Raw genomic sequence first — 24,067 nt, forward strand, 5'->3', positions numbered from 1 at the left:
CACGCCATGAACCAGTGGAGGGAGAAGGCAACGAAGTTGGGGGCGCTCGCCGCGCTCTGGGCGCTCGGGTCGCCGGCGGCTTTCGCCACGACCGGCGGCACGTCGATGCCCTGGGACGAGCCGTTGATCCGCATCCAGGAGAACCTCACCGGTCCGGTCGCGAGCGCGATCATCATCATCGCCGTCGCCCTGGCCGGCGTGATGTGGGCTCTCTCCGATCACGGCACCGGCATGCGCCGCGTGTCGCAGGTCATCTTCGGCGCCGGCGTCGCCCTCGGTGCCGTCAGCTTCGTCACCGCGCTCGGGTTTTCCGGAGCCGTTCTTTGAGCACCGTGAAGCGGCGGTCGCTCCGTACGGTGCCGCTCCACAGCTCGCTGACCCGGCCGATCCTGCTGGGCGGCGCCGAGCGGGATCTCGTGATCATCGAGGTGAGCCTGATCGCGGCGCTGCTCTTCGGTGTCGGCTTCCGCTTCGCGAGCCTCGCCCTCGCTCTGCTGCTCGGCACGGTGGGCCATCGCATCCTGGTCTGGATCGGTCGCCAGGACCCGCAGGCCACCCGAGTCTTCGCCCGGCACCGCCTCTATCAGCCGTTCTACCCGGCGGTTGCGGCGCTCGGGGCGCCGCTCGCGCGCGTGCCGGCCTTCCGGGGCGACACCCGATGATCCTGCGCGAGCATCGGAGGAAGCCCCAGGGGCTCGCCGACCTCCTCAACTGGGCGGCCCTCGTCGGAGAAGGAATCGTCGTCAACAAGGACGGCTCCTTCCTCGCCGGCTGGAGCTACACGGGACCGGACCTCGACGCCGCGACGGCCGAAGAGCTGGCGCTTCTCTCGCAGCACTTCAACCAGGCGCTCCTGCCGCTCGGCGACGAGTGGATCCTCAACGCGGATGCCATCCGCCGGCCGAGCCGCGACTACCCGCCGCCGGGGCCATTCCCCGACCCAGTGTCCGAGCTTCTCGACGAAGAGCGGCGCGAGCAGTACGAGTCGGGCCGCCGCAACTACGAGACGACCTACGCGCTGTGCGTCTCGTGGCTACCCCCAGACGAGCTGCAGTCGAGCCTCGCCCGCTGGTTCGTCAGCGGCGAGGACCGCAAGGGACCGGACTGGCGGGCGCAGGTCGATACCTTCGTCGACCGGCTCGAGGACATCGAGGACCGCCTCTCGGCTTCGTTGGCACTGACCCGGCTCAGCTCCGAGGCGTTGCTCACGCATCTCCACACCTGCCTCACCGGCCTCTACCACCGCGTGGCGGTTCCCGAGACGCCGTGCTACCTCGACGTGCTCCTCGCGTCGCAGGACCTCTACGGTGGATTCAGCCCGCGGGTCGGCGACCGCCACCTCCGAGCGGTGTCGATAACCGGCTTCCCGCACGAGTCGCACCCGGCGATGTTCGACTTCCTCCACCGGATCCCGATGGAGTACCGGCTGTCGCACCGCTTCCTGCCGCTCGACCCCGAGTCGGCGGCGAAGCACATCCGGCTCTACCGGCGGAACTGGTGGCAGAAGCGCAAGGGCCTCGGAGGTCTGATCAAGGAGGCGATCACCACTGAGGAGAAGGCCGCCGAGCCGAAGTTCGTGAACCGGGACGCGGTCCGGATGGCCGAGGACGCCGACGAGGCGCTCGCCGAGTGCCTCGGCGGTGCCGTCCGCTACGGCTTCTACACCACGATGCTCGTCCTCATGGCCGAGGACGAAAACGAGGTCGAATCGTCGGCGCGCCTCGTCCTCAAGGAGATCCACAACCGCGGCTTCGCGGCGCGGATCGAGCGGGTCAACGCGCTCGAGGCCTTCCGCTCGAGTCTGCCCTCTCATGCCCATCCGAACGTCCGCCGGCCGCTCATCAGCACGCTCAACTTGGCGGATCTCCTGCCGACGACGAGCGTCTGGCCTGGGCTGCCGTCCAATCCGTGCGGCTACTACCCGGCGGGCAGCCCGGCGCTCCTGTGGGCGGCGACGAGCGGCTCGACGCCGTTCCGGCTCAACCTCCACGTCTCGGACGTCGGGCATACCCTCGTCCTCGGCCCGACCGGAGCCGGGAAAAGCACTTTGCTCGGACTGATCCAGGCGCAGTTCTTCCGCTATCCGGACGCCCAGGTCTTCACCTTCGACAAGGGCTACTCGTCGTTCCCCCTGGTCTCGGCGTGCGGAGGCCACCACTACGACATCGCGGCCGAGTCACTCGAGGGGCTCGCCTTCTATCCGCTCGCCGAGATCGACCGGTCGGCGGAGCGGACCTGGGCCGCCGAGTGGGTGGAGACGCTGATGACGCTCCAGGGCGTGGTCGTCACGCCCGCCCATCGCGGCGCGATCGACCACGCGCTCGGTCTCCTCGCCGCGTCGCCGTCGCGCACGCTGACGGATCTCCAGGTCAAGCTCCAGGACCCGAACCTACGCCAGGCGTTGCGGCCCTACACCCTGAAGGGCAACTTCGGCGCCCTCCTCGACGCCCAGAGCGACGGCCTGCGCAACGGGCGCTTCCAGGTCTTCGAGATGTCCCACCTGATGGAGCTCGGCGACCGGATCGTGATCCCGGCGCTGCTCTACCTCTTTCACCGGATCGAGCAGCGCCTCGACGGACGACCGACGCTGATCCTCCTCGAGGAGGCGTGGACCTACCTGCTCCACGAGCTCTTCGCGGAGAGGATCCAGCTCTGGTTGAAGGAGCTCCGCAAGTACAACGCCGCGGTCGTCTTCGTCACCCAGAGCCTCGCGGACATCCACGCCTCGCCGAAGCGCCACGTCATCTACGAGAGCTGCCCGACGAAGATCCTGCTCCCGAACAGCGAGGCGGGCTCCGAGCAGGGGGCAGCGATCTACCGCGCCATTGGCCTCAACGAGCGCGAGATCGAGATCGTCGCCCAGGGCGCCAAGAAGCGCGACTACTACTACACCTCGCCGCTCGGCAACCGGCTCATGGATCTGACGCTCGGTCCGTTGGCGCTCGCCTTCGTCGGCGCCACCGGGCGTGAGGACTTGCGCGCGATCCGCGAGCTCCGCGCCACCTATGGTCCGGACTGGCCCCGCGCCTGGGTCCGCCAGCGCGGGCTCGACCGGTGGGCCGACCGGATGGCCGCCCGGGCCACTGATCCCAACGAAAGGAGCCTTGCATGCGCCGGCTGAAGCACACGGTCCTCGCGGGAGTCCTGCTCTGTCTCGTCTCGGGCGTCGTCGCCCCTCGCCCGGCTAAGGCGCAGTGGCTGGTCTACGACGCCGTCAACTGGGTGGAGAACGCGACGCAGGTGATCCAGCAGGTCTACGAGATCTACCAGCGGTACCAGCAGCTCGTGAACGACTACCAGCGCTACGCGACGATGGTGAAGAATCTCGACCGCTTCGACGAGATGTCGTTCCGCAACCTGGTCGGCCTCGCGGCGGCGGTCAACGAGGTGATCCAATACGGCGAGTCGCTCGGTCACACGCTCTACGACATCGACGCTCAGTTCGCGGAGACCTTCCCGGGCTACGAGCCGATTCTGGAGGACGACTGGCTCGAGGTCTTCGAGCACCGGAATCGTCGGACCCTCGACACCCTCCGCTATTCGCTGGACGCGCTCAAGCAGATCTCCGAAGACGCGATCCCCTCGCAGGACATCCTGGCCGGCCTCGCCGCCGACGCTCAGGGCGCCGACGGCAACCTCAAAGCGCTCCAGGCCGCGAACGAGTTCCTCCATCAGCAGGCGAGCCAGCTCGGGAAGATCAGCCAGCAGCTCTCGCTCCAGGCCAACGTCCAGGCGGTCTACTGGGCCTACCAGGTGGACCGCGAGGCGGCCGATCGCGCTACCGCCAGCCAGTGGATCGCTAACGGCGTCGGCGACGTGCCGCCGTACGACGGCAGCCGTGGCGCCCGGGGCGTTCCCGCCGACTGGCCGTGGGCCTGCTTCGGCTGCGCTCGCGCGGCCGTCCGGGGGTCGCGATGAGGCTCCCGCTCAAGCCGATCCTCGCCGTCGTCGCGTTGGCGCTCGTCTCCGCCGGCTGCGGCAAGCCGAGCGCCGAGGCGCTCGCCAACGGCGACGATCCGCTCGCCTCGCTCCGGTCGCCGGTGCGCTCGGCGCGCTATGACGGCGCCTTCTGGAATCGGGAGGCGATCCAGTCGACCGCTCTCTGGCAGGACGCGGTTGCTTACTGCCGAACGCCGGGAAACTCCGCCGCACCCAACTGCCAGACCGTCGGCCTGGTGCTCTCGACGCTCGAGCTCGAGCAGGCGGCCAAGGCGGCCAAGCGCCAGCTCCAGATCCTCCTCGAGCAGAGCAAACACCTCGCGCCTCCGGGGAGCCGCCCCGGCCTGGCTCCCGGCGGATCGAACTGAGGCGCCATGCCAGTCCTGGGAATCCTGGACGGGATCGTCCAGACGTTCGAGCTCGCGACGCAGACCTGGTTCACGACGCTCTTTCCGATCGCGCAGAACCTCTTCTTCGCGCTGATGGTGATCCAGATCGCCTGGGTCGGCATCTGGTCGACGATCGGGCGACGCGAAGGCGGGGAGCAGGTGCTCGTTCACATCCTGCGTCAGGTCTTCGTCCTCTCGATCCTCTACACCATCCTCGTCTTCTCGCCGATCTGGGTCCCGACGGTGATCGGCTCGTTCGAGCAGGCCGGCGCCGCGGCCGGCGGCATCGACGGGATCAACCCGTCTTCGGTCTTCTCCGACGGTTTCTTGCTGGCTCTCGGGCTGCTCGACGGCCTCAACAACTGGGGTCTGCTCAACCCGATCACCGGGCCGATGATCCTGTTCACGTGCCTCACGCTCATCCTCTGCTACGCCTGGATGGCCGGCGTGCTCCTGGTCTACCTCGTCGAGAGCTACATCGTGCTCGGCGGTGGCGTGGTGCTCCTCGGCTTCGGCGGCTCGCGCTTCACCGCCGGTCTCGCCGACGGCTACCTGGTCTACGTCTTCCGGGTCGGCGTCAAGCTCTTCGTCTCCTACCTCGTTCTCGGCGTCGCCGGGTCGCTGGCCGCCCAGTGGGCGGGGATGCTCAACAGTGTCGCGCTCGACAACCCGGGGCCGCTCTTCGAGGTGCTCGGCGGCGCCGTCGTGCTGGCGCTCGTCACCACCAAGGTGCCGCTCTTCGCCAGCCAGATGCTGGGCGCCGGGTCGGGCTTCAGCCTGCGCTCGCTGTTCGTGGAGGGTTCATGAGGCTCAGCCGCCCGTTTCGGCATCAAGAGCGCGAGCCGGAGGCCACCGCCGGCCCGCCGGCGCGCGGCCGTCGCGAGTGGGACGATCGCTACTCCGGTCTCGCCCGCGGCAAGCGCAACTGGCAGCTCGCCGCGCTCGGGCTCCTCGCGATCGACGGCCTGCTCACCGGCGGCCTCATTCACCTGGCCACCCAGAGCCGAGTCTCACCGTTCGTCGTCGAGGTCGACCGACTCGGCCAAGCGGTCGCCTTCGGGCCGGCGGAGCAGCTGCGGAAGACCGACGAGCGGTTGATCCGCTACCAGCTCAACCTCTTCATCCGCGACGTCCGTTCCGTCTTCTCGGACGCCGAGGTGCAGAAGACCGTCATCAACCGCGCCTACGGTTGCTCGAAGGACGCCGCGCTCGGCTTCCTCAACGACTACTTCAAGAAGAGCAACCCGTTCCTGCGGGAGGCCGAGGGCACCGTCACGGTACAGGTGCAGTCGGTGCTCCGACTGTCGCCCTCGAGCTGGCAGGTGCAATGGCGCGAGACGCCCATCGCGGCGGGCGGACGGGTCGGTCAGGAGACCGCCTGGCAGGCCGTGCTCGGCGTCGAGCTGACGCCGCCGGAGACCACCGACCTCCTGCTGGTCAACCCTCTCGGCCTCTACGTCACCGAGATCAACTGGACCCAGGTCCTCTGAGGAGACTTCGATGTTTCGACGCTCGCTGATCCGTTCGCAGTACCTGCTGCTCTCTGCCCTTGTCATCGCTTGGCTCGGCGGCGTCGCGGCCAAGGCCGCGCAGCCGCCTTCGAAGTCCGATTCGGCGGTCCGCGACGCGACGCAGCAGTTCGCGACGACCGGGAAGGCGCCGGTCCTCGAGGAGGGCGATTCGGTGATCTACCCGTTCGGGGAGAGTCAGCCCGTTCTCCAATGCACGCCGCTCCGCGCTTGCGACGTCGAGCTCGAGGCCGGTGAGGTCGTTCACGGGGTCGCGCTGGGCGACACCGAGCGCTGGATCTCCAGCCCGCTCTTCTCGGGCGATCCGAGCGCGCTGGTCCCTCACGTCGTGGTGAAGCCCCGAGAGTACGGCATCAGCACCAACATGATCGTGACCACCACGCGCCGGACCTACCACCTCAACCTCGTCGCACCCGCCAAGGGGAAGACGGGCGAGGTGCAGGGCACCTACGAGCGCCGGGTACGTTTCTACTACCCGGGCGACGTCGTCGAGCAGTGGTCCGACGCGGCGCAGCTCGAGGCAGCGCGTGCGAAGCGCCAGAGCGATTCGACCATCGCGAGCCTCACCGGCGCGATCGATCCCGGCCGGATGAACTTCGATTATTCGATCTCGGGCCTGCACTTCACCGGCTTCCGGCCGACATCGATCTTCGACGACGGGCATCACACCTACATTCAGCTCCCGGCCGCCACCGCGTCCGCCGACGCGCCGGCCTTCCTCGCTCGCACCGAGTCGGGCGACGAAGCGATCCTCAACTACCGCATGAACGGGTCGTGGATCATCGTCGACGGGCTCTTCGAGCGCGGCGAGCTGCTCAGCGGCGTCGGGCGCGCGCGCAAGTCCGTGAAGATCACCAACCGCGCGTTCGTGCGCTCGGCCGGAGCCCGCTGATGGAGACGGGTACCCCGCCGGTGGAGCCCAAGGAGGCCGGGCTCGAGCTGACGCCGCAGCCTCGGATCAAGAAGCTCAGCTCCGCCATCGTCTGGATCGCGGCGATCTTCGCCGTCGCGGTGCTCTGGCTCGTCGGCTATCTCGTCAGCTCGAAAGCGCGTCGACCCAATCAGGACCACCGCGTCGCGTCCGTCCCGCCGCCGGTGGAAGACCTCGCCGAGCGAATCCAGCGAGCGGCCGAGAGAGAGGCGAAGGTTGCTGCGGAGCAGGCCGCCGCCGAGCGAGGCCGGAAGCTCCAGACCCCGGCCGATCTACCGCCGGGATTCGAGCAGCTCCTCGCGAAGCGGGATCAGCCCCTCGCCGCTGGGCCGCCGGCGGCGACCTACGGCCACGAGCAGCCGCCAAGTGGCAGGGGAGGTACTTCGCCCGGTCGCACGGAGCTCCAGCGCGCCCTCGACTCCGACCTCGTGCCGGTGGCCTTTCGCTCCGGCGGTCCCCGGTCCGGCTCCTCTCGCGCCGATCGAACCGAGAATGAACTGGGCGACGGTGCGCCCGCAGCGCCGCCCGACCTCGCGTCCCTACGCGCCGAGCTGGTGCGCGCGGTCCAGGCGAAGGTCGAGCCGCAGCCTTCCGCCGCGCCGAAGCCGGTCGCCGGTGCCCTGCACCCCGCCGGGTCGCCCTTCCGGATCTCGGCCGGTACGCTGATTCCGGCGGTCCTCACCGCGGGCATCAACTCCGACCTTCCTGGGCAAACGACCGCGCTTGTCCGTCGCAACGTCTACGACAGCCAGTCGGGGCGCTTCCTCCTCATTCCGCAGGGGAGCCGGCTGGTCGGCGAGTACGACAGCCGCGTCGCGTTCGGCCAGAAGCGGGTGCTCGTGGCCTGGAATCGCGTCATCTTCCCGGATGGTCGCTCGCTCGACCTGGCGGGCATGCAGGGCGTCGATCTCGCCGCGGCGGCGGGTCTCCGCGACCGCGTCGACAACCACTTCGTCCGCACGTTCGGAAGCGCGCTCCTGCTCGCCGCCGTCTCGGCCGGCGTCCAGCTCTCACAGCCCGAGGAGAACGGCGGCTTCGGCACGAACCCGACCCCGTCGCAGCTCGCGGCGGCGGCGGTCGGCCAGGAGCTCGGCCGGGTCGCGACGGAATACCTGCGCCGCAACCTCGACGTTCGCCCAACGATCGAGGTCCGGCCCGGCTACGAGCTGAACGTCGAGGTCACCTCCGACCTCGATCTTCCTTTCCCCTACGAGCAGACGGCGGACGCACGCTGAGACCTGCGTGATGCGTATCGTTACGGTGACCAACCAGAAGGGGGGAGTGGGGAAGACGACGCTCGTCTGCCACCTTGCGCTCGCCGGCGTCGAGCGCGGGCTGCGTACGCTCGTCGTCGACCTCGACACCCAGGGCAACGCCAGCACGATGCTGGCGCGGGACGCGGCAGTAGCCCGCCAGGCCGGCGGCGCCGCCGCGCTCTTCGCCGACGGTCCCATCGCGCCCTCGGTCACCGAAGGCGGCCTTCACTTGCTCCACGGCCACCAGCGCCTCGACGAGGTCGACCAACGGGTCGGTCTCGCCGACGCGACGCGAGTCCGCGACCGGCTGCGGGCGCTGCCCTACGACCTGGTGGTGATCGACACGCCGCCGGCGATCGGCCTGCGCCACCTCGGCCCGCAAGTCTGGGCCGATCTCGTGGTGACGCCGCTCGAGCCGAACAGCTTCTCGCTGCTCGCCCTCGGACAGACGCTTGCGACGATCGAGGAGATCCGCGCCATCCGGCCGGGGCTCGAGAACCGTGTCCTGATCAACCGCTTCACACGCTCTTCCGGCCAGCAGAACCGCTACATCGCGCTGCTGGGCGAGCACGTGCCGCTGACGCGGCCGTTTCTCACGCTGCGCGTAGCGGTCTCGGACGCGCTCGACGAAGGAGTCCCGGTCTGGCGCTTCCGCCGCGCCGACCGCGAGACGCGGGAGACCTGGATGGAGCTCTGTGGAGGGCTGATCGATGGCTGAAGCGACCCTGGGGATGAGCTCGCTCGACCGGCTGCGCGAGCTGAAGGAGGAGACCGAGCGCCGCCAGGCGGGCGGCAAGCGGCGCGTGGTCGATCTGCCGATCGGCGAAGTCCACCCCGACCCGCGCCAGGTCCGCAGCGACTTCGTCGCCGACGTCCTGAGCGCCGAGGACCAGGAGGATCTGGAAGGCCTCGCCCGGAACATCGCCGCGATCGGCATCCACAACCCGATCCACGTGCGGCCCGACCCGGACGGCGGCTACGTCATCATCTCCGGCGAGCGCCGCTGGCGCGCCGCAGGCATCGCCGGTCTCGAGACCGTCCCCTGCCTCGTCGCCGCCGGCGCCGAGCACGACACCGGCCGCAACACGCTCACCCAGCTCTCCGAGAACCTCCAGCGCTCGAACCTCAAACTCCTCGACGTCGCGAACGCCCTCAAGCGCTGCCTCGACGAGACCGGCCTCGGCCAGGCGGAGCTGGCGAAGGAGCTGGGCAAGTCGAAGTCCTGGGTGTCGAAGTACCTGGCGCTCCTGAAGGCGGAAGGGCCGTTCCGAGCGGCCCTGGACGAAGGGCTCCTCGGAAATCCTGAGACGGCGCGGATGTTCGGTCGGCTCGACTCTAAGCAGCAGGAGAGACTCTTGCGCCGTGCTCGCAAGACGTCGGACCCAATCTCCCATCTAGAGGTACTGCGCCTTGACCGTGGCAATAGGCCGCCGGGAGCGGATCCCGCTTCTGCGCCTAGCCTCGCAGCTCGCGAGTACGAGGACCAGGCGGTCCGCCCCCGGCGGGTCAACGAAGAACCGATGTTCGATCTGCACCTGTCGGCGCGGCAGATCCGAGAGCTTGTCCGGCGCTTGGGAGGGGAGCCACCCACAGACGACGGCAGTTTGGTGGCGGATCTGCTGGCCCTACTCTCATGAATCTCGCTGTTCGGTGCTCGCCCAACTTGACGCGCACCAAATCGAGGAATATTATTCTCTTCCATGGAGCACAACTCGACCTCTCCTGCCCAGACTGTCATCGGGGACCTAGATGGTCTCTGGCCCACGCTGTTCGACTGCCTCGAAGCCGCCGTCGCAACGGCTGTGGAGGACTTTCAGCGACGCCAACGACCGGTGGAGCCTTTCCACCTCGCAAGCGGCGTTCGCAACGAGTTCTTCTGGCGAATGAAGGAGGGCGGTCTCCAAGGATGCCGTGTCGCAGCCCTGAGCAACAATGGGGTAATGGTCGAATACGGCGGGTACCACCTTCGCCTGTTGAAGATGGACGAAGAGGGTGGAGTACCAGACCAAGGTCGCTCGGCCGCATTTCAGGGATATTGCGAGCAGCTACCGCTACTCCCGGAAGGAACTGAGGGATTCCTGTCGCCCGGCGCGCTGAAGCTCGTGCTGCTCTGGAAGTTCGACAGTGAGACTCATTCTCTGGGGGCGCTCCACTTGTGGCTCCCGAGCGAATGGACGGTGGTGATTCCGCAACCGGTCCCGCACCAACAGCCCGTCGAAGTGGAAGTTGAAGAGGAGCTCATCGCGATCGATCTCATCGAGGACGGTATCGATGAGAATAAGGTGGGCTGATGAATGGCTATCGACTTCGTCTGGCTCGCGGCCTCCGTCGGCTGACGCAAACTCAGCTCGCCGAGCGTGCTGCTACTAGTCAGGCAACTATCGCGAAGCTAGAAAGCGGCCAGTTGGAGGCGTCTGCAGATCTCCTTGAGAGATTGACTCTCCAGATCGGCTTCCCGGTGGCGTTTCTGCTGGGTAGCGATTCGGTAGAGCTTCCCGAGGGCTCGCTACTCCTTTATCGCAAGAAGGCAAAGCTCTCCAAGGCTGATCAGGAGCAGATCTACAACTTGTCGCAGCTGGCTTTGACCGCGGTGGTCGAGCTGCGTCGACGGTTCAAACCGATTGCGACGACGTTCCCTGTCCTCTGTGATTCAAGCGCCAAGGACGCCGCCGGCCTGATCCGCAACGCTCTTGGAGTGAAGCCGGGTGCACCTGTCGAGCGGCTGATTCAGCGTCTTGAAGCGAGTGGCGTGATCTGCTTGGCACTGCCTCTCGGGGATGACTGCGCAGACTTCGACGCATTCAGTGCTCTGGCTGCACAAGAGACTCCCGTGATCGCGTACCACGCGTTCCGGCCGACTGACCGAGTCAGGATGAGCGTAGCTCACGAGGCGGGGCATCTCGCCCTGCACGGCTCTGCACAGCTAGGCCCACAGGAGGTGGAAGCGGAAGCTTATGAGGTTGCTGGCGAGGTGCTTCTGCCCAGCGAGGAGGTTCTTTCTGAGCTGACCTTGCCGATCACCGTCAGCGAACTCCTTCGCCTGAAACGCCGATGGGGAGTCTCCATAGCGGCATTGATTCAGCGGGCGCGTCATCTGAACCGGATCTCTGTCGATCAGCAGAAGCGCCTGTTCATCAAGCTCGGCAAGCTGGGGTGGCGGCAGATCGAACCGGGGAGCGAAGGACTTGCTCCCGAGAAGCCTCGCCTGTTCGCACGGATGTTCGATGCCGTCTACCACGGAGACGCGAAGGCCTTCGCTGACACCCTCGGGTACCCGACCGCTCTAGTAGAAGCACTCCTCGCCGCCAACGGTGTAGCCCCTTCCTCCGAACCAAGCAGTCGTGGGCAGCTGGTGGAATTCTCGCGACTAACTCCACGCGCGGCGACCGGGCCGAGAGGTTTGACACAGCGGTCGAGCTAGGCCTGTATCGGTTCGCAGGTGTTCCGCTCTCACGGCCGGTGTCGTTTCATCGGCGCCCCACATTCGATTCCGCTGCTCGCGGCGCGCAAGGCCGAGCCCTGCGGGTGGCCTGCGGCCAGCCTTGTCGCGCCGCTGCGCGGCTTCATCTCGGGTGGGCATGCGCCGAACGACACCCAACCGCGAGAACCGAGATCCCCAGCCCCAGAACCGCCTCAACCTCGTCGAGCCCGGTGAGCCGGGCTTCGAACCGGAGACCATCGCCCGCTACCGCGTGGCCCTGGTCCGCGAAGAGGCCACACCGTACGAGTCGCCCGAGCACTGCGGCGACCCCGCCGCAGCCGCCAAGTTCCTCCACACGATCCTGTCGTCCTGGGACCGCGAGGTCATGGGCGCGCTCTTCCTCGACACGCGCAACCGCGCGATCGGGCACCAGTTCGCCTACATCGGCACGCTGACCCGGGCCGCAGTCGAGCCGCGGGGCATCCTGACCGCCGCGCTACTCGCCAACGCCGCCGGCATCCTCCTCTTCCACAACCACCCCTCGGGCGATCCGTCGCCGAGCTCGGAGGATCTGGCCTTCACCCGCCGCATGGCGGAGGCCGGCGAGGTCGTCGGGATACGGCTCGTTGACCACATCATCGTGGGCGAGGCTCCAGCCTTCGTCTCGTTGCGCCAGAGAGGCGCGTTTTGAGTATGGCCAGGGCGTTGGTCGCCCAAGAGGCTCCCGGCCGCCCGAGCCGCCGAGCGGTCGGAAAGCTCGGCGTTCCAGATGCGAGCAAGGCGATGTGTAGGGCCTGGTACGACCAGTCGGCGGGGCTAGCGGAGGTTGCTCTGAAGCACCGCTCCGACGAAGCCGAGCAGCACGCAGGCACCAAGCATCAGCGCGACATTGCGTGTCAGTTTCCGGTCCCGGCCGATCCGAGCGACGAGGGGGAGGTTGACGAGTGCACTGGTTGCGCACGCGAGGAGCGCTGCCAAGGCGGCTGCGTCTATTTCGGATGACGCCTTGGCGATACTCGCAGCGGCAGCGACGGCACTCGAGCTCGAGACGACGCCACCGATCAGGCTGACGCCGTACAGGCCGACGGCGCCTATGTAGCGTTGCGCGAGCGTCCCGGCCACTTCGATCGCGAGGAAGAGGCCTCCGAGCTTCAACGCCGCGAGGGGCGAGAAGGGCGACGCCAGCGCGTCGAGCGGAGGCGGAGACGTGACCTGATCTGCGGCATCGGCCCCGGGGCCCCTTGCTCGTCGAAGCGTCAGGCGTGACATCGCGGTGCCGACGACTGCAAGTGCCAATGGCAGGGCGCAGATCCGGAACACGGTCGGCGACAGGAGGGCCAAGATGAGCGCATTCCGTAGGAGCATTGCCGCAGTCGCCAGAGCGACACCCTTTTCTGCATGAACTCGAAAGCTCGACGGGGCATCGTGAACTCGGCGAGCCAACTCGGTGACCGTGACGGTGCTGTTGATCAGCCCGCCCAGAAAGCCGGTCAGCTCGATGCCGCGGGCGCCGTAGGTCTTGAGAAGAACGTAGTTCGCGAAGCCCAGCGCGGCAATTAGGATGACCGCGATCCATGCGTCGCGCGCGTCGACGAGCCCCCAAGGGTCGATCGCGCCTTCCGGTAAGGCTGGATAAACGACGAACGCGATGATCGCGAGCTGGACGGCGGATCGGAACTCCGACACCGTGAGGCTCTTGCTGAAGCCGGAAAGCGGTTGCTTCCACGCCAGGAGCCCGGCCGTGACGACGCCGAGCACAGTCGGCGTGAACTGATGACCCCTCCCGGCGAGCAGACCCGCGAAGCCCACAAGCAGCAGGGCGATTGACGTCGTCAGCTCCGCGCCCTCTCCGCTGCGAATCGTCTCCAGGTTCAGCAACACGATCAGCACGCCGAGGAGCGCGATCGACACCACACCGTACGGGGGGCCGAGCAGTCCGCCAACGCAACCCAGTAGCGCCGCGAAGGCGAACGTTCGAAGCCCGGCTTCCTTGCCGCTTCGTTCTCGCTCGATGCCGACGAACAGACCGATGACGAGCGCGAGTGCGATGCGCGCGAGCGTCGGCCAATGAGGCCAGATCTCCCGCAACGAGTCCATGGCGCATTGTACTCCCGCGAACGCGAGACAAACGGGCTCTGGAAGGTGACGCCGCACGAGATCTGCGGTTCGCAGACCTACTATCTGCGGGCCGATCCGCCGGCGTCGCCACCCCGCTTCATTGTCGCACCAAGCGCATCGCCGTCCGCGCCGCGCCTAGCCTGGGACTGTCCTTCGAGACCCTCCCAAAGACGTTCGAAGGAGCCACGCAGGCGACGGAGCTCCTCGAGGTGGAGACCGGAGAGCACGGCGAGTCGGTTCTCACTACGGCGAGTGAGGCGAAGGCGGACTGCGCGATGGTCTGCGGCGTCCGCGACGCGTCGAATCAAGCCGGCCGCGACAGCCCTGTCGACGAGGCCGACGACGCTGTGGTGACGGACCATCAGGTACTCCGAGACCTCACCGAGAGTCGGTCCCATCGGGTCGGTGTGGCCACGAACCGCGAGGAGGAGCTGATGCTGGGCAGGGGTCAGACCCGCGGCTCTAGCTCGCTGCTCGCTCCACTTCACGAAGCGGCGGAGGCCCACGCGAAGCGCGAGCAGCTGGTCGTAGGGGATGGTCGCGTTGGTCATATCGTGGCGCGATATTATCGCGAAGTGAGCCAGCTATCGCACCCCCGACGCATTGCGCTTATGAGCATCTGTGCCGTAGTCCTCGGCGTCGCCAGCGGCTTGGCGGGCTTCCTCCTGTTGAAGCTCATTGGCCTGATGACCAACCTGTTTCTGTTCCACCGACTTGGCGTCGACATCCCGTCCTTTAGCCAACTCCACGCCGGACCCGGCGTCGTTGCTGCCGCCGTGGTGGGGGGGCTGGCGGTTTCCGTACTGGCCCGGTGGTCGCCTGCTATTCGCGGGCACGGCATTCCCGAGGCAATGGAGGTGGTGCTGACGCGACAGAGTCGCATCGCACCCAGCACGGCGGTCGCGAAGCCGTTGTCGGCAGCCATCGCGATCGGTACCGGCGGCCCCTTCGGAGCCGAGGGGCCGATCATCGTCACGGGAGGCGCCTTGGGTTCTCTCCTCGGCCAAGTGCTCGAGGTCTCTCCGGCGGAGCGCAAGATCCTGCTAGCGGCCGGTGCCGCCGCGGGAATGGCGGCGACCTTCGGAGCACCGCTGGCGTCGATTCTGCTGGCTTTCGAGCTTCTGCTGTTCGAGTTCTCGACTCGTGCCTTCGTTCCCCTGGCCGTCGCGGCATCGATTGCTGCGGGCATCCACGCTTGGCTCCTGGGGCCCGGCCCGCTGTTTGCGGTGCCGCCACATGACTTCACTGGTCTCGAAACCTTGCCCTTCTTCGCGATTTTGGGAATTGCCTGTGGGGGACTGGCGGTGGTCGTGAGCCGGGGGTTGTTCTTGGTCGAGGCGAGCTTCCGCCGCCTACCGCTGGACGAGATCTGGCATCCAGTTGTCGGAGCGGGAGTGTTCGCCACGGTCGGACTCCTGGAGCCTCGTGCCCTCGGCGTCGGCTACGACGCCATTTCGGATGTGCTGGCTGGCAGGCTTGCCATCGGGGCGCTTCTCACGCTTCTCGCCGTCAAGCTCGTCGCGTGGTGGGTCGCGCTCGGATCCGGAACCTCGGGCGGAACGCTGGCTCCGGTACTGCTGATCAGCGGCAGTTTTGGCGCCGTGATCGGAAAGCTCCTTAGCCTGAGCTTTCCAGGGCTCCATGTCGACCCGGGCGCCTTCGCACTCGTGGCGATGGCGGCGACATTCGGAGCCGCCACCAGGGCGACGTTCACCTCGATCGTCTTCCTCTTCGAGCTGACTCGCGACTACGGCATCGTGCTCCCGCTTCTGGTAGCCGCAGTGCTTGCGGACCTGGTCGCCGCATTCCTGGCCCGGGAGAGCCTGATGACCGAGAAGCTCGCACGTCGGGGCCTGCGGGTCACCGCCGAGTACGAGGTTAATCCCTTCCGGCAGGTTCGCGTCGCCTCCGTGATGAGCCGCCAGGTCGAGACATTGCCGGTCGAGACGACGGTGGGTGCAGCACGAGCACGCTTCGCGATCGGGCGACACGGCGCCTACCCGATCATCGATGAGCACGGCGTGTTGTGCGGCATCGTTTCGCGTACCGATTTGCTCGGGAATCCGACGGCGAGCTCCGACGGCCCGGTACTGTCGATCGCCAGCCGGCAGGTCGTCTCGGTCGCTACTGAGGACAACCTCTTGACCGCGCTGGATCGGATGCTGAGCGAAGATGTGGAGCACTTGCCCGTGCTCGATCACGGTCGGCTGGTCGGGATCTGCACCCGATCCGACGTGCTGCAGGCGAGACGGGAGCAACTGGAGGCAGAGACACTCCAGCCTGGATGGAAACTCGCACCGAGATCGCAGGTCAGGGCGGCCGTGGGTCGTTCTGGAGACTGAGTCGAGGTCGAAGGCTGCCAAGCGATGGGAGGACCTCGTGTCGGCGTGATCTGGAGCGACCGCGCTCGGGCCCTGGCCCGAGAGGCTTCAGTTGATCTGGGAGGCGACGCTGCTCGCACCCTTGCGCTTGCGGATCGCGAGGCTCGTTGCCCATCCCAGCGCGGTAGCGAACCAGGCGACGAGCGCCAATGGGTAGAACCCTTTCGCGATCGCAGCGAGTGGGGGGTACGGCAAGGCCTGAGATAGGCGGAACGTCGCCGCTGTGTACATGCCGAGTGGGAAGACCATCCCCCAGTACTGCGGGTCATAGGCGAACGGATGGCGGCGAACTACGTGGCGCCATACCCCCAGGAGAACGAGGAGCGGGATCCACCACGTGCCGGCAGCCCAGAAGAACAAAGTGAATCCCTTGAGAAACGGGGCGAAAGAAGCGAGCAGTGGCGAGCGCTCCTGGGCGAGAAGGAGGGTGGAGCCGGCCAGCGTACTGATGGCGACCGCTCCCATGTTGATCCAGTAGGGTGGAGTGAGCGCGGCCGTCGCCAGCGGCAGAAACGTGAAGCGGTAGAAGATGAGCGTGATGATCGCCAGGTAGAGCATGCAGCCGATGAGGAAGAAGACGAGCGCGCCGAAGGCGACCGCTTCCTCCGGCCAACCGAACGGACCACGCACGGCGAGCGCGAGCAGGGCGACGGATTGCGTGGCTACCGTGGCGATCAACCAGGCGCCGTTGATCCCTTGCTCGAGCGTCGGCTTCGTCTCGCGCACGATGACCGTGGTGAAGAAGCCGTACATCACGAAGAGCCAGAGCGCGAGCCCGATGGCGAAGAGAATTTCGGCAGCGTCGCGTCGCTCGCCCACGAGCAGACACTGGCTGCCGAGGACACACGTTCCGGCGACTGTCGTGAAGAAGCCCGAGCCGCGCGCATGATCGGCGAAGTCGGCGCTAAGACGTCGCGGAAACCGAACGAGGCGAGCCAATGTCAGGAACGCGAGGGCGACATAAACCGGCACGTTGAGGTAAAGGAGCACTCGAGCCAGATGGGTCCACTCGAGAAGCTGGCCAGCGATCGAGACGATTCCAGTGGCCATCACTGCCGCGAAGTAGCCGGGGAACAGATCCGCAACTACCGTCGTCCAGAACCGGTCCCCTTTGTCTTGGACGTGTTCCTTCGACTCCAGGGCCATCTCAGCGCTCGAGCCTGTAGACATAGCGCAGCAGGCCGAGGTTGAGCAGGAAACAGACGAGGCTCGCCATCCCCGCCGGAAGAGCGACGCCGTGATCTCCGCCCAGGTAGGCGTTCATCGTCGCCGTGAGGAGCCAGAGCTGCAGAACGACGATCAGTACGACGATCGAGACGATGCCCGCGAGGATGCGCAGGCGCTGGTCGCGTGAGAACCGGCGAAGACCGTTCATGACGTGCGCTCCGTGACACCCACCGCCCAGACGACTCCGCTGCGAATCTCGAGCTCGACTCTCGGCAGCGGTCGGCGTGGCGGCCCGGAGAGCGGGCGGCCCGTGGCGAGATCGAAGTTTCCCTCGTGACAGGGGCAATGGAATCGCCCACGATCTACCTGAGGCAGGACGGGGCACGAAAGGTGGGTGCAGCGCTGGTCGAAGGCGACGACCTCGCTTTCGCCGAGGCGAACGAGGAGCTTCGGTTGGCCCGGGCCTGGGTAGTCGAACTGACGGAAGCCGCCGATCGGCAGGTCGTCGAGCCGGCCGATCGCGAGCTCGGGAGTCGTCGGCCTTCGTCCGATCCAGCTCTTGGCGAGGATCCATGCCTGCCCAGCGACGAAGGCGAAGCTCGTCAGCACGAGAAACTTGGTGAATTCACGCCGCGCGACGAACTGATCCTGGGGCACATCGATCGGGAAGTCGCGGCGCCACTTCGGTTGCTCGGAAGCGGGTCGCCCGTCGGGTGGAATCGTCAGCTCATCGGGGTCGCGGGCGCTCACGTGTCGCTCTCCTGAAAGAGGTTCGCCAATAGCGGATCGGGCGGTGCCGCCGCAGCTCCGGATTCGAGCGGCTCGGTGACGGCGAGGAACGGCTCGGCGAACGCCTTGGGCACGAGCATGCGCACGCGCGTCGAAACCACCTGGGCTCCGAAACGGAAGCGATCGACCGGCCGCGAGGCGGGCCGCAGCGCTTCGATCTCCTCGCGGGTGCCGAAAAAGAGCGCCTGGCTCGGACAGACCGAGGCGCACATCGGTTTCAGGCCCCGTGACGTCCGGTCGTAGCACATATCGCACTTCATCATCAGATTGGCTTCGTCGTGCATCTTGGGCACGCCGAAAGGGCAGGCCAGTACGCAGTTGTTGCAGGCGATGCAGCGCGCCTTGCGCGCGGTCTGCACCACGCCGTCCTCAGTGCGCTTGATTGCGTCGGCGGGGCAGACCTCCGCACAGGTCGGCTGGTCGCAGTGCATGCACACGACCGGCACCGTCTGGGTGGAGCGCGCCCGATCGACGAAGTCCAGTTGAATCATCGACACGCCCTTATGCGTGTCGCACTCCGAACACGCTTGGACGCATGCGTTGCAGCCGATGCAGCGCGCGGGGTCGAGATAGAAGTGACGGTCGGCGGGTACCGGCATCGTGGATCTCGTCAGTTCCCCGCCAAGGGTAGTGTGGCCCGGCGCGAAGGGGTCGAGACGCCAGCCGCTGCCTTGGATTCGGCAGCAGTCGCGGGCCGCAGTCGCACCGCGCAGGCCTTGAACTCGGGAATCTTCGAGATCGGATCTTGCGCCGAAATGGTCAGGCGATTGACGCTGCGGCGCCCCGGCCAGTGATAGGGAACGAAGATCGTGTCGGGCCGAATCGTCGCGACGACCTTCGCGCGTAGCGTCAACGCGCCGCGGCGCGTCTCGGCGGTGGCCCAGGTGCCGTCGCCGATTCCCAGATGGTCAGCCAGGTGCGGGTGGAGCTCGATGAACGGCTCGGGGTCCATGTCGAGCAACGGGCCGATCCGGCGGGTCTGAGTTCCGGAGAGGAACTGGCTGATGAGGCGCCCGGAAGTGAGGATCAACGGGTACTCCTCGTCCGGGGTCTCGGTCGGTGGGGCAAATGTGGCTACGTTGAAACGTGCCCGTCCGTCGGAGAAATAGAAGGGGCCTGCGCCCTGAGCCACTACATTCCACGATCCGGGCTCGAAAAGGCGCGGTGTTCCGAGGTGTTCTTCCGAAGGGCAGGGCCAGAAGACGCCTTGCTGGCGTTCGATCTTGTCCCACGAGATGCCGGAATAGTCCGCGACCCCCCCCTTGGAGGCAACTCGCAGCTCCTCGAAGATCTCGCGCGTTCCCGAGAACGTGAATCCCTTCTCGCGCCCGAGTCCTCGCGCCAGATCCTGGATGATCCGCCAATCCTGCCTGGCCTCCCCCGGACATTCGACGGCTTTGTTGATCTTGATGACACGCCCCTCTGCGGTCGTGACGGTACCTTCGTCTTCCTCGTGCAGAGAGCCCGGCAGCACGAGGTCCGCATGTCGCGCCGTCTCGTTGAGGAAGAAGTCGATCGCGACGTAGAAGTCGAGGCGGCCGAGCATGGCGCGGACGAAGTCGCTGTCGGGAAGCGAGACGAGGGGATTGAAGCAGATGGAGAGCAGGCCCTTGATCTCGCCACGCTCGATCTTGCGGAAGATCTCGTAGGCGTCAACGCCAGGCTGGGGGAGCTCGTCGGGGGTGATGCCCCAAACACCAGCGACGTAGGCGCGGGCTTCCGGATCGGCGAGCTTCCGCCCACCGGGAAGTTGGTCGCACTTCTGGCCGTGCTCACGGCCCCCTTGACCATTGCCCTGGCCGGTGATCGTGGCGTAGCCACAGAATTCGCGGCCGATACGACCCGAGGCAAGCACGATGTTGATGGCGCCCAGGACGTTCTGGACGCCATGGCTCGAGTGCTCGATGCCGCGGGCGTGCATCAGGAAGCTGGTCTTCGCCGTTCCCCACCACTCCGCGGCCCTTCGGATCGCGGCTTCCGCGATTCCGGTGGTGCGTGCGGTGCGCGCGGGCGTCCACTCCGCGACGGACTTTTCCAGGTCCTCGAAGCCGACCGTCGACTGCTCGATGAACCGACGGTCGACCCACCCGTTCTCGATCATCAGGTGCAACACGCCGTTGAACAGCGCCACGTCGGTTCCCGGTCGGATCGGGAGGAAGAGATCGCAGGTGCGGGCGATCGGCGTCAGCCGCGGATCGACGACGATCACGCGAGCGCCGTGCTCACGCGCCTGCCAGACGTAGTCGGTGGTGATCGGCGCGCATTCGGCGACATTGGCGCCGGAGATCCAGATGACCTCGGCGCCGAGGATGTCGCTCCAGGGATTGGCGGCGCGGTCGATGCCGAAGGCCTTGGAGTTGCCGGCGCCGGCCGAAACCATGCAGAGCCGCCCGTTGTAGTCGATGTTCGACGTTGCCAGCGCCATATGGGCGAACTTGCCCATGAGGTACGCCTTCTCGGTGGTCAGACTTGCCCCAGAGAGGACGGCCATCGAATCTCGACCATGCTCCTCCTGGATGCGACGCATCGAATCGGCAGCGCGTTCGATGGCGCTCTCGTACGGAAGTGGCCGGAATCCCCCCGGCGCGGACTCGTCGCGCTCCAGCGCCGATAGCAGCCGATCCGGATGCGCTCCCTGGAGGTAACGCTTGATCCCTTTCGGGCAGAGCATGCCGCGGTTGAACGGAAAGTCGTAGCGCGGCTCGAAGCCGATCACCTGTTCGTCCTTGACCTTGAGGCGGATGCCGCACTGCTGGCCGCAGAAGCAACAATGGGTGTCGACCACGCGATCGGGCTCGACACCGGTGTCGAGCCGCAAACCGCTCGGACAAGCCGGGTGTGGACCGTAGGGGTCCGCCGGCTCGGGATCGAGCGGCGTGTGGCGCCGGCTCGCGAGACCGCTGAATGAGTCGTGCTCAGCCATGGAAGTTCTCCGCGTCGGATATGCCTAGAGGCCCCTCGCCGATGCCCGGGTTGACGTGCTCGGGGGTTGTGCCGGGCGCGACCAAGAGGCCGCCGCGCACTCCTCGCCATGCCGCGCCCTGGGCCGCGGCGAGCAGCGCCCGCCGACAAGGTGGACAGACCTGCTGGTAGTGGCGTGCGGGACCGCTGAGCCGGTAGTCGAAGCCGAGCTGGCGCTCGACCTCGATCAGGTCGTCGGCGTGCATGCGTGAAGTGAATGCGTGGCCGCAGCGGACGCAGTGCTCGGGTTCGGAGTCGCGCCCGGTCTCCTTGTAGAAACGTACGGCGATCTGCGCGGGTCGCTGGAAGACGTGGAAGAACTTTCCGAAGGGGAGCCAGAGGAACGTGAAGATCACCGTCACCGCGTGCAAGATCGCGAGGAAGTCGTAGGCATAGCCGTGCATCCACGTGTAGCTCGCCGTGAGCATCAGACCGGTCAGGCTGACGGCGAAGAGCAGGATCAGGGGCAGGAAGTCCTCGGCGAAGCTCTGGAGCGCCGCGGCGCCCTCCTCGCGCATGCGTCGCCGCATCGCGAGCATGACGCCAGCGATGACCAGGAAGGACGCCCACACCAGACCGTGAAAGAGCAGGAAGCCAACGAAAGAGCCGCTCGGGAACGAGAATGCCGGGAAGCCGAAAGCGATCACCCGATAGGTGGCGGGCGAACCGGGTACCGACTCGAAGGTGAGCCAGCCGAAGACGAGAGGAAAGGTGATTGCGACCGCGAGGACGCACCCCCAGAGAATCAGCAGGTGAGTCAGCCCGCGCAGGCGGCCGCGCGCCCAGATGAAGCGGTTGAGGGCAATGTCCGACACCGCGTGCCAGGCAAGTCCACCAAGGTGCCGGGCTCTTCGGCCCGGCCGAAAGAAGACCTGCCACCCGCGGCGCCAATAGAAGTCGGTCGGTGGCCGTTTGAGCCACATCGCATAGCGGTAGGTCAGGCCGAAGGTGGCGAACAGTACCGAGAACGTGTACGCGACCAGCGCAGCGTCGAAGTGCGCGAGGTTCCGCGATCCGGCGACGATCAGCGCCCCGAGCGCAGTCGTGGTCGCGATGCCCCAAGCGATCGGTCCGGCCGTCTCACGCATCGTTGGATCTCGAGTCCTCATCCGAAGAACCTTCTCTCGTGTGCTCTCAGGATGGTACCTTGACGCCAGCCGAATCGACACTGCCCGCCCGCTCGAGGAGCACTCGGCTCATGCGGCGTTCGCAGTTTCCATCTTTCGCAGGCGCCGGGCAAACCTGCTGCCGAAGACGCGTTTCATGACCCCCAGCTTCGCCCTCTGCCAGGGGTAGCGTTTCGGGGAGAGGGCGCGGCACTCCTCGGGAAGCATGACGAGCGAAACGTGGATGTTCGGGGCGCAACCGATCGGGAGGCCAGCCTCCATCGTCGATTCGTAGAGGCGGCGGAAGACCGGAATCAGCTCTTCGGTTCTCGGTGGCTCGGCATCCTCGAGATCGGTGCCGACCAGCGGCCGGAAGACGCACACGGTCGGAATCGCACCCACCGAGGTGATCCAGTCGATCGCGGCGATCGACGACTCCGGAGGCTCGAGCCCGGCGATGATTTCGCCGTTCGTCACCCAGGGTTCGTCGGCCGGTCCCTTGGCGCCGAGCGTCGCGCAGTAGCGCGTCGCCTCGAGGTAGTAGTCGAGACCGTATTCAGCGTGTTTCCCGGGGCAGATCTCCTCGAAGAGGCGCCGGTCGAAGATCTCGAAGCAGAACGAGACCCGATTGACGCCGATCGCGCGCAGGTGGTCGTAGCGGCGAAGGTCCCGATGTGGTGGTGTCTGGACACCCACCAGGAGCCCGAGCTCCTTCTTGATGCGCAGGATGTAGGGCTCGAGAATGTCGAGGTAGGTATCGCCGTCGTAGTGTCCGGTATTGAAGTCCACATAGGTGATGCCGCTCTCGCGCCGCGCCGCGTGGATCACCTCCATCACCTCCTCGACGGACTTCTCGTCGGCATCATCGACGCCCAGGTTCAGGCCGACCGAGCAGAACTTGCAGTTCATCTTGGTCGGCTTCTGAGTCCAGTACTCGCAGACCTTTGCCTGGTAGATACCGAGGTAGGTCCCCTGGAGCGTCCCGATACGGGTCATCGGCTTCCCGTTTGCGAGCTTCGCGTCGTACCACTCGGGGCGTGGCGAGAGCGCGACCTCTGTGACGGGCTCACCGCTATGACGCAGCCGATACCGGCCATGCTCGCGGTGGAGCGTGTAGGGCGACCGCTGCGCGAAGCTCTCGGAGACCGGTACGTTGGTCCAGAGCCCTCCCGGCAGGACGAGCTCGAGGCCGCTCCCGAGCCCTGCTCTGGTGCGTAGGACCTTTCGTCCGCCGTCCTGTTCGATAAAGCAGGAGTCGTCCATGCGCAGGCCCTTGCAGTAGAGATCGAGCTTGAGCAGCGCGGAGTTGGCGCGAACTTCCTGAACGGTCACGGATTCTGCAGGCATCGGGGCCTCCGGGCTGCGGGAGTAGCCATCACGTGGCGAAGAGAGCGCCTTGGCGCGGACGGCTCGAGACGCAAGGGCGAACAGACCGCAGCGATGCGCTGGGACAGTACGACGCTCTCTCTCCCAGCACTGTGCCCCCGCCTTGCGCCGAGACCTGACCTCCGGAAGGCAGGGGCTTCGCAGACACGGCCCTTGCGAACGGTTCGAACCTGACCATCTACTTGACGACCAGCGTACCCTTCATCCCCGCGAGGTAATGCCCCGGAAAGGTACAGATGTAGAGGTACTCGCCCGGCTCTTTCGGGGCATTGAAGGTCACCTTGACCGTCTCGCCACCGCCCGCCAACTCGGTATGGGCCAGGATGTACTGCTTCTGCGAAGGCGGGATGTAACCGCTGTCGCGCGCCATCGAGGCGGCCATCACGAACGAGTCGGCCTGCGTGTCCTTGGCCAGCAGCACGAAATTGTGCGCCATCTGCTCTTTCGAGACGCTGCTCGCGGTCGTCAGCTCGACCTGGAGCAGCTCGCCGGCCTTGGCAGTGATGCGGGTTACGTCGAACTTCATCGTGTCCGTACCCTTGAGCTTGATCACCCGTGGCGTTTCTGCGTGCGCCATGGCAAGAAGTCCGAAGGTTGCGGCCAGAGCGAATCCGGCGGCAAGACGACCGACTCTCTCAGTGCGTTTCATGGATTCTCCTTGGACCATCGTTACAGTTCGACCGGAGCCCGTCGC

Annotated in this window: 25 protein-coding genes; 15 read left to right on the top strand and 10 right to left on the bottom strand. The window is 66.6% G+C overall.

The window, feature by feature from the left end; all coding sequences use genetic code 11:
• The first annotated feature begins 6 nt into the window (after positions 1-6).
• The 14 genes from IPJ17_00165 to IPJ17_00230 all read left to right on the top strand — a co-directional run bounded on the left by IPJ17_00165 (position 7) and on the right by IPJ17_00230 (position 12,156).
• Positions 7-327 (top strand): TrbC/VirB2 family protein, encoded by a 321-nt coding sequence (locus tag IPJ17_00165; protein QQR74057.1) that lies wholly within the window; start codon positions 7-9, stop codon positions 325-327.
• The gene (locus IPJ17_00170) at positions 324-662 is read left to right on the top strand and encodes a VirB3 family type IV secretion system protein (protein QQR74058.1); all 339 of its coding nucleotides are present in this window, start codon (positions 324-326) and stop codon (positions 660-662) included. The genes IPJ17_00165 and IPJ17_00170 overlap by 4 nt, the downstream gene beginning before the upstream one ends.
• On the top strand, positions 659-3,121 hold the full coding sequence (locus IPJ17_00175) for a hypothetical protein (protein QQR74059.1): 2,463 nt from the start codon (positions 659-661) through the stop codon (positions 3,119-3,121). Before IPJ17_00170 ends, IPJ17_00175 begins: the two co-directional genes overlap by 4 nt.
• The gene (trbJ, locus tag IPJ17_00180) at positions 3,109-3,918 is read left to right on the top strand and encodes a P-type conjugative transfer protein TrbJ (GenBank protein ID QQR74060.1); all 810 of its coding nucleotides are present in this window, start codon (positions 3,109-3,111) and stop codon (positions 3,916-3,918) included. The genes IPJ17_00175 and trbJ overlap by 13 nt, the downstream gene beginning before the upstream one ends.
• A complete protein-coding gene (locus tag IPJ17_00185; protein ID QQR74061.1) occupies positions 3,915-4,307 on the top strand; it encodes a hypothetical protein in 393 nt (130 codons plus the stop codon). Before trbJ ends, IPJ17_00185 begins: the two co-directional genes overlap by 4 nt.
• Positions 4,308-4,313: 6 nt before the next feature.
• On the top strand, positions 4,314-5,135 hold the full coding sequence (trbL, locus tag IPJ17_00190) for a P-type conjugative transfer protein TrbL (protein QQR74062.1): 822 nt from the start codon (positions 4,314-4,316) through the stop codon (positions 5,133-5,135).
• The gene (locus IPJ17_00195) at positions 5,132-5,818 is read left to right on the top strand and encodes a type IV secretion system protein (GenBank protein QQR74063.1); all 687 of its coding nucleotides are present in this window, start codon (positions 5,132-5,134) and stop codon (positions 5,816-5,818) included. The genes trbL and IPJ17_00195 overlap by 4 nt, the downstream gene beginning before the upstream one ends.
• 10 nt (positions 5,819-5,828) lie before the next feature.
• Positions 5,829-6,749, top strand: a complete 921-nt coding sequence (locus IPJ17_00200; protein QQR74064.1) for a TrbG/VirB9 family P-type conjugative transfer protein — start codon at positions 5,829-5,831, stop codon at positions 6,747-6,749.
• Positions 6,749-8,023, top strand: a complete 1,275-nt coding sequence (locus IPJ17_00205) for a TrbI/VirB10 family protein (GenBank protein QQR74065.1) — start codon at positions 6,749-6,751, stop codon at positions 8,021-8,023. The genes IPJ17_00200 and IPJ17_00205 overlap by 1 nt, the downstream gene beginning before the upstream one ends.
• 10 nt (positions 8,024-8,033) lie before the next feature.
• A complete protein-coding gene (locus IPJ17_00210) occupies positions 8,034-8,762 on the top strand; it encodes a ParA family protein (GenBank protein ID QQR74066.1) in 729 nt (242 codons plus the stop codon).
• Positions 8,755-9,681 (top strand): ParB/RepB/Spo0J family partition protein, encoded by a 927-nt coding sequence (locus IPJ17_00215; GenBank protein QQR74067.1) that lies wholly within the window; start codon positions 8,755-8,757, stop codon positions 9,679-9,681. The genes IPJ17_00210 and IPJ17_00215 overlap by 8 nt, the downstream gene beginning before the upstream one ends.
• 63 nt (positions 9,682-9,744) lie before the next feature.
• Complete coding sequence (locus IPJ17_00220; GenBank protein ID QQR74068.1) at positions 9,745-10,335, top strand: hypothetical protein; 591 nt, start codon at positions 9,745-9,747, stop codon at positions 10,333-10,335.
• Positions 10,335-11,465, top strand: a complete 1,131-nt coding sequence (locus IPJ17_00225) for an ImmA/IrrE family metallo-endopeptidase (GenBank protein QQR74069.1) — start codon at positions 10,335-10,337, stop codon at positions 11,463-11,465. Before IPJ17_00220 ends, IPJ17_00225 begins: the two co-directional genes overlap by 1 nt.
• Before the next feature lie 157 nt (positions 11,466-11,622).
• The gene (locus tag IPJ17_00230; protein QQR74070.1) at positions 11,623-12,156 is read left to right on the top strand and encodes a DNA repair protein RadC; all 534 of its coding nucleotides are present in this window, start codon (positions 11,623-11,625) and stop codon (positions 12,154-12,156) included.
• Positions 12,157-12,281: 125 nt separating this feature from the next.
• Here the strand turns inward: IPJ17_00230 and IPJ17_00235 are convergent, their stop codons facing one another.
• Positions 12,282-13,562 carry an MgtC/SapB family protein gene (locus IPJ17_00235; protein QQR74071.1) on the bottom strand — a complete coding sequence of 427 codons (1,281 nt, stop codon included), beginning with the start codon at positions 13,560-13,562 and terminating at the stop codon, positions 12,282-12,284.
• 80 nt (positions 13,563-13,642) lie between these two features.
• Entirely contained in the window at positions 13,643-14,134 is a 492-nt protein-coding gene (locus IPJ17_00240; protein QQR74072.1) for a MarR family transcriptional regulator, read from the bottom strand.
• A 60-nt stretch (positions 14,135-14,194) separates the two neighbouring features.
• Here IPJ17_00240 and IPJ17_00245 point away from each other — a divergent pair, with 60 nt between their 5' ends.
• Complete coding sequence (locus IPJ17_00245) at positions 14,195-15,925, top strand: chloride channel protein (protein ID QQR74073.1); 1,731 nt, start codon at positions 14,195-14,197, stop codon at positions 15,923-15,925.
• Between the two features lie 87 nt (positions 15,926-16,012).
• Here the strand turns inward: IPJ17_00245 and IPJ17_00250 are convergent, their stop codons facing one another.
• From IPJ17_00250 to IPJ17_00285, 8 genes are all read right to left on the bottom strand, one after another.
• A complete protein-coding gene (locus IPJ17_00250) occupies positions 16,013-17,110 on the bottom strand; it encodes a tellurite resistance/C4-dicarboxylate transporter family protein (protein QQR74074.1) in 1,098 nt (365 codons plus the stop codon).
• 1 nt (position 17,111) lies between these two features.
• Complete coding sequence (locus IPJ17_00255) at positions 17,112-17,339, bottom strand: hypothetical protein (protein QQR74075.1); 228 nt, start codon at positions 17,337-17,339, stop codon at positions 17,112-17,114.
• Positions 17,336-17,881 carry a Rieske (2Fe-2S) protein gene (locus IPJ17_00260; protein ID QQR74076.1) on the bottom strand — a complete coding sequence of 182 codons (546 nt, stop codon included), beginning with the start codon at positions 17,879-17,881 and terminating at the stop codon, positions 17,336-17,338. Before IPJ17_00260 ends, IPJ17_00255 begins: the two co-directional genes overlap by 4 nt.
• Positions 17,878-18,519, bottom strand: coding sequence for a 4Fe-4S binding protein (locus IPJ17_00265; protein QQR74077.1), 642 nt, complete (start codon positions 18,517-18,519; stop codon positions 17,878-17,880). Before IPJ17_00265 ends, IPJ17_00260 begins: the two co-directional genes overlap by 4 nt.
• 11 nt (positions 18,520-18,530) lie before the next feature.
• The gene (locus IPJ17_00270; protein QQR74078.1) at positions 18,531-20,843 is read right to left on the bottom strand and encodes a molybdopterin oxidoreductase family protein; all 2,313 of its coding nucleotides are present in this window, start codon (positions 20,841-20,843) and stop codon (positions 18,531-18,533) included.
• A complete protein-coding gene (locus IPJ17_00275; protein ID QQR74079.1) occupies positions 20,836-21,969 on the bottom strand; it encodes an MFS transporter in 1,134 nt (377 codons plus the stop codon). The genes IPJ17_00270 and IPJ17_00275 overlap by 8 nt, the downstream gene beginning before the upstream one ends.
• 108 nt (positions 21,970-22,077) lie before the next feature.
• Positions 22,078-23,334, bottom strand: coding sequence for a hypothetical protein (locus tag IPJ17_00280; GenBank protein ID QQR74080.1), 1,257 nt, complete (start codon positions 23,332-23,334; stop codon positions 22,078-22,080).
• 217 nt (positions 23,335-23,551) lie between these two features.
• Positions 23,552-24,022 carry an azurin gene (locus IPJ17_00285; protein ID QQR74081.1) on the bottom strand — a complete coding sequence of 157 codons (471 nt, stop codon included), beginning with the start codon at positions 24,020-24,022 and terminating at the stop codon, positions 23,552-23,554.
• Positions 24,023-24,067: the final 45 nt, after the last annotated feature.

The organism is Holophagales bacterium, from assembly GCA_016699405.1.
Lineage (GTDB): Bacteria > Acidobacteriota > Thermoanaerobaculia > Multivoradales > JAGPDF01 > JAAYLR01.

Coding starts and splice junctions, on each gene's coding strand:
- IPJ17_00165 (QQR74057.1), top strand. CDS start 7: ATGAACCAGTGGAGGGAGAAGGCAACGAAGTTGGGGGCGCTCGCCGCG.
- IPJ17_00175 (QQR74059.1), top strand. CDS start 659: ATGATCCTGCGCGAGCATCGGAGGAAGCCCCAGGGGCTCGCCGACCTC.
- trbJ (QQR74060.1), top strand. CDS start 3,109: ATGCGCCGGCTGAAGCACACGGTCCTCGCGGGAGTCCTGCTCTGTCTC.
- IPJ17_00185 (QQR74061.1), top strand. CDS start 3,915: ATGAGGCTCCCGCTCAAGCCGATCCTCGCCGTCGTCGCGTTGGCGCTC.
- trbL (QQR74062.1), top strand. CDS start 4,314: ATGCCAGTCCTGGGAATCCTGGACGGGATCGTCCAGACGTTCGAGCTC.
- IPJ17_00195 (QQR74063.1), top strand. CDS start 5,132: ATGAGGCTCAGCCGCCCGTTTCGGCATCAAGAGCGCGAGCCGGAGGCC.
- IPJ17_00200 (QQR74064.1), top strand. CDS start 5,829: ATGTTTCGACGCTCGCTGATCCGTTCGCAGTACCTGCTGCTCTCTGCC.
- IPJ17_00205 (QQR74065.1), top strand. CDS start 6,749: ATGGAGACGGGTACCCCGCCGGTGGAGCCCAAGGAGGCCGGGCTCGAG.
- IPJ17_00210 (QQR74066.1), top strand. CDS start 8,034: ATGCGTATCGTTACGGTGACCAACCAGAAGGGGGGAGTGGGGAAGACG.
- IPJ17_00215 (QQR74067.1), top strand. CDS start 8,755: ATGGCTGAAGCGACCCTGGGGATGAGCTCGCTCGACCGGCTGCGCGAG.
- IPJ17_00220 (QQR74068.1), top strand. CDS start 9,745: ATGGAGCACAACTCGACCTCTCCTGCCCAGACTGTCATCGGGGACCTA.
- IPJ17_00225 (QQR74069.1), top strand. CDS start 10,335: ATGAATGGCTATCGACTTCGTCTGGCTCGCGGCCTCCGTCGGCTGACG.
- IPJ17_00230 (QQR74070.1), top strand. CDS start 11,623: ATGCGCCGAACGACACCCAACCGCGAGAACCGAGATCCCCAGCCCCAG.
- IPJ17_00235 (QQR74071.1), bottom strand. CDS start 13,562: ATGGACTCGTTGCGGGAGATCTGGCCTCATTGGCCGACGCTCGCGCGC.
- IPJ17_00240 (QQR74072.1), bottom strand. CDS start 14,134: ATGACCAACGCGACCATCCCCTACGACCAGCTGCTCGCGCTTCGCGTG.
- IPJ17_00245 (QQR74073.1), top strand. CDS start 14,195: ATGAGCATCTGTGCCGTAGTCCTCGGCGTCGCCAGCGGCTTGGCGGGC.
- IPJ17_00250 (QQR74074.1), bottom strand. CDS start 17,110: ATGGCCCTGGAGTCGAAGGAACACGTCCAAGACAAAGGGGACCGGTTC.
- IPJ17_00255 (QQR74075.1), bottom strand. CDS start 17,339: ATGAACGGTCTTCGCCGGTTCTCACGCGACCAGCGCCTGCGCATCCTC.
- IPJ17_00265 (QQR74077.1), bottom strand. CDS start 18,519: ATGCCGGTACCCGCCGACCGTCACTTCTATCTCGACCCCGCGCGCTGC.
- IPJ17_00270 (QQR74078.1), bottom strand. CDS start 20,843: ATGGCTGAGCACGACTCATTCAGCGGTCTCGCGAGCCGGCGCCACACG.
- IPJ17_00275 (QQR74079.1), bottom strand. CDS start 21,969: ATGCGTGAGACGGCCGGACCGATCGCTTGGGGCATCGCGACCACGACT.
- IPJ17_00280 (QQR74080.1), bottom strand. CDS start 23,334: ATGCCTGCAGAATCCGTGACCGTTCAGGAAGTTCGCGCCAACTCCGCG.
- IPJ17_00285 (QQR74081.1), bottom strand. CDS start 24,022: ATGAAACGCACTGAGAGAGTCGGTCGTCTTGCCGCCGGATTCGCTCTG.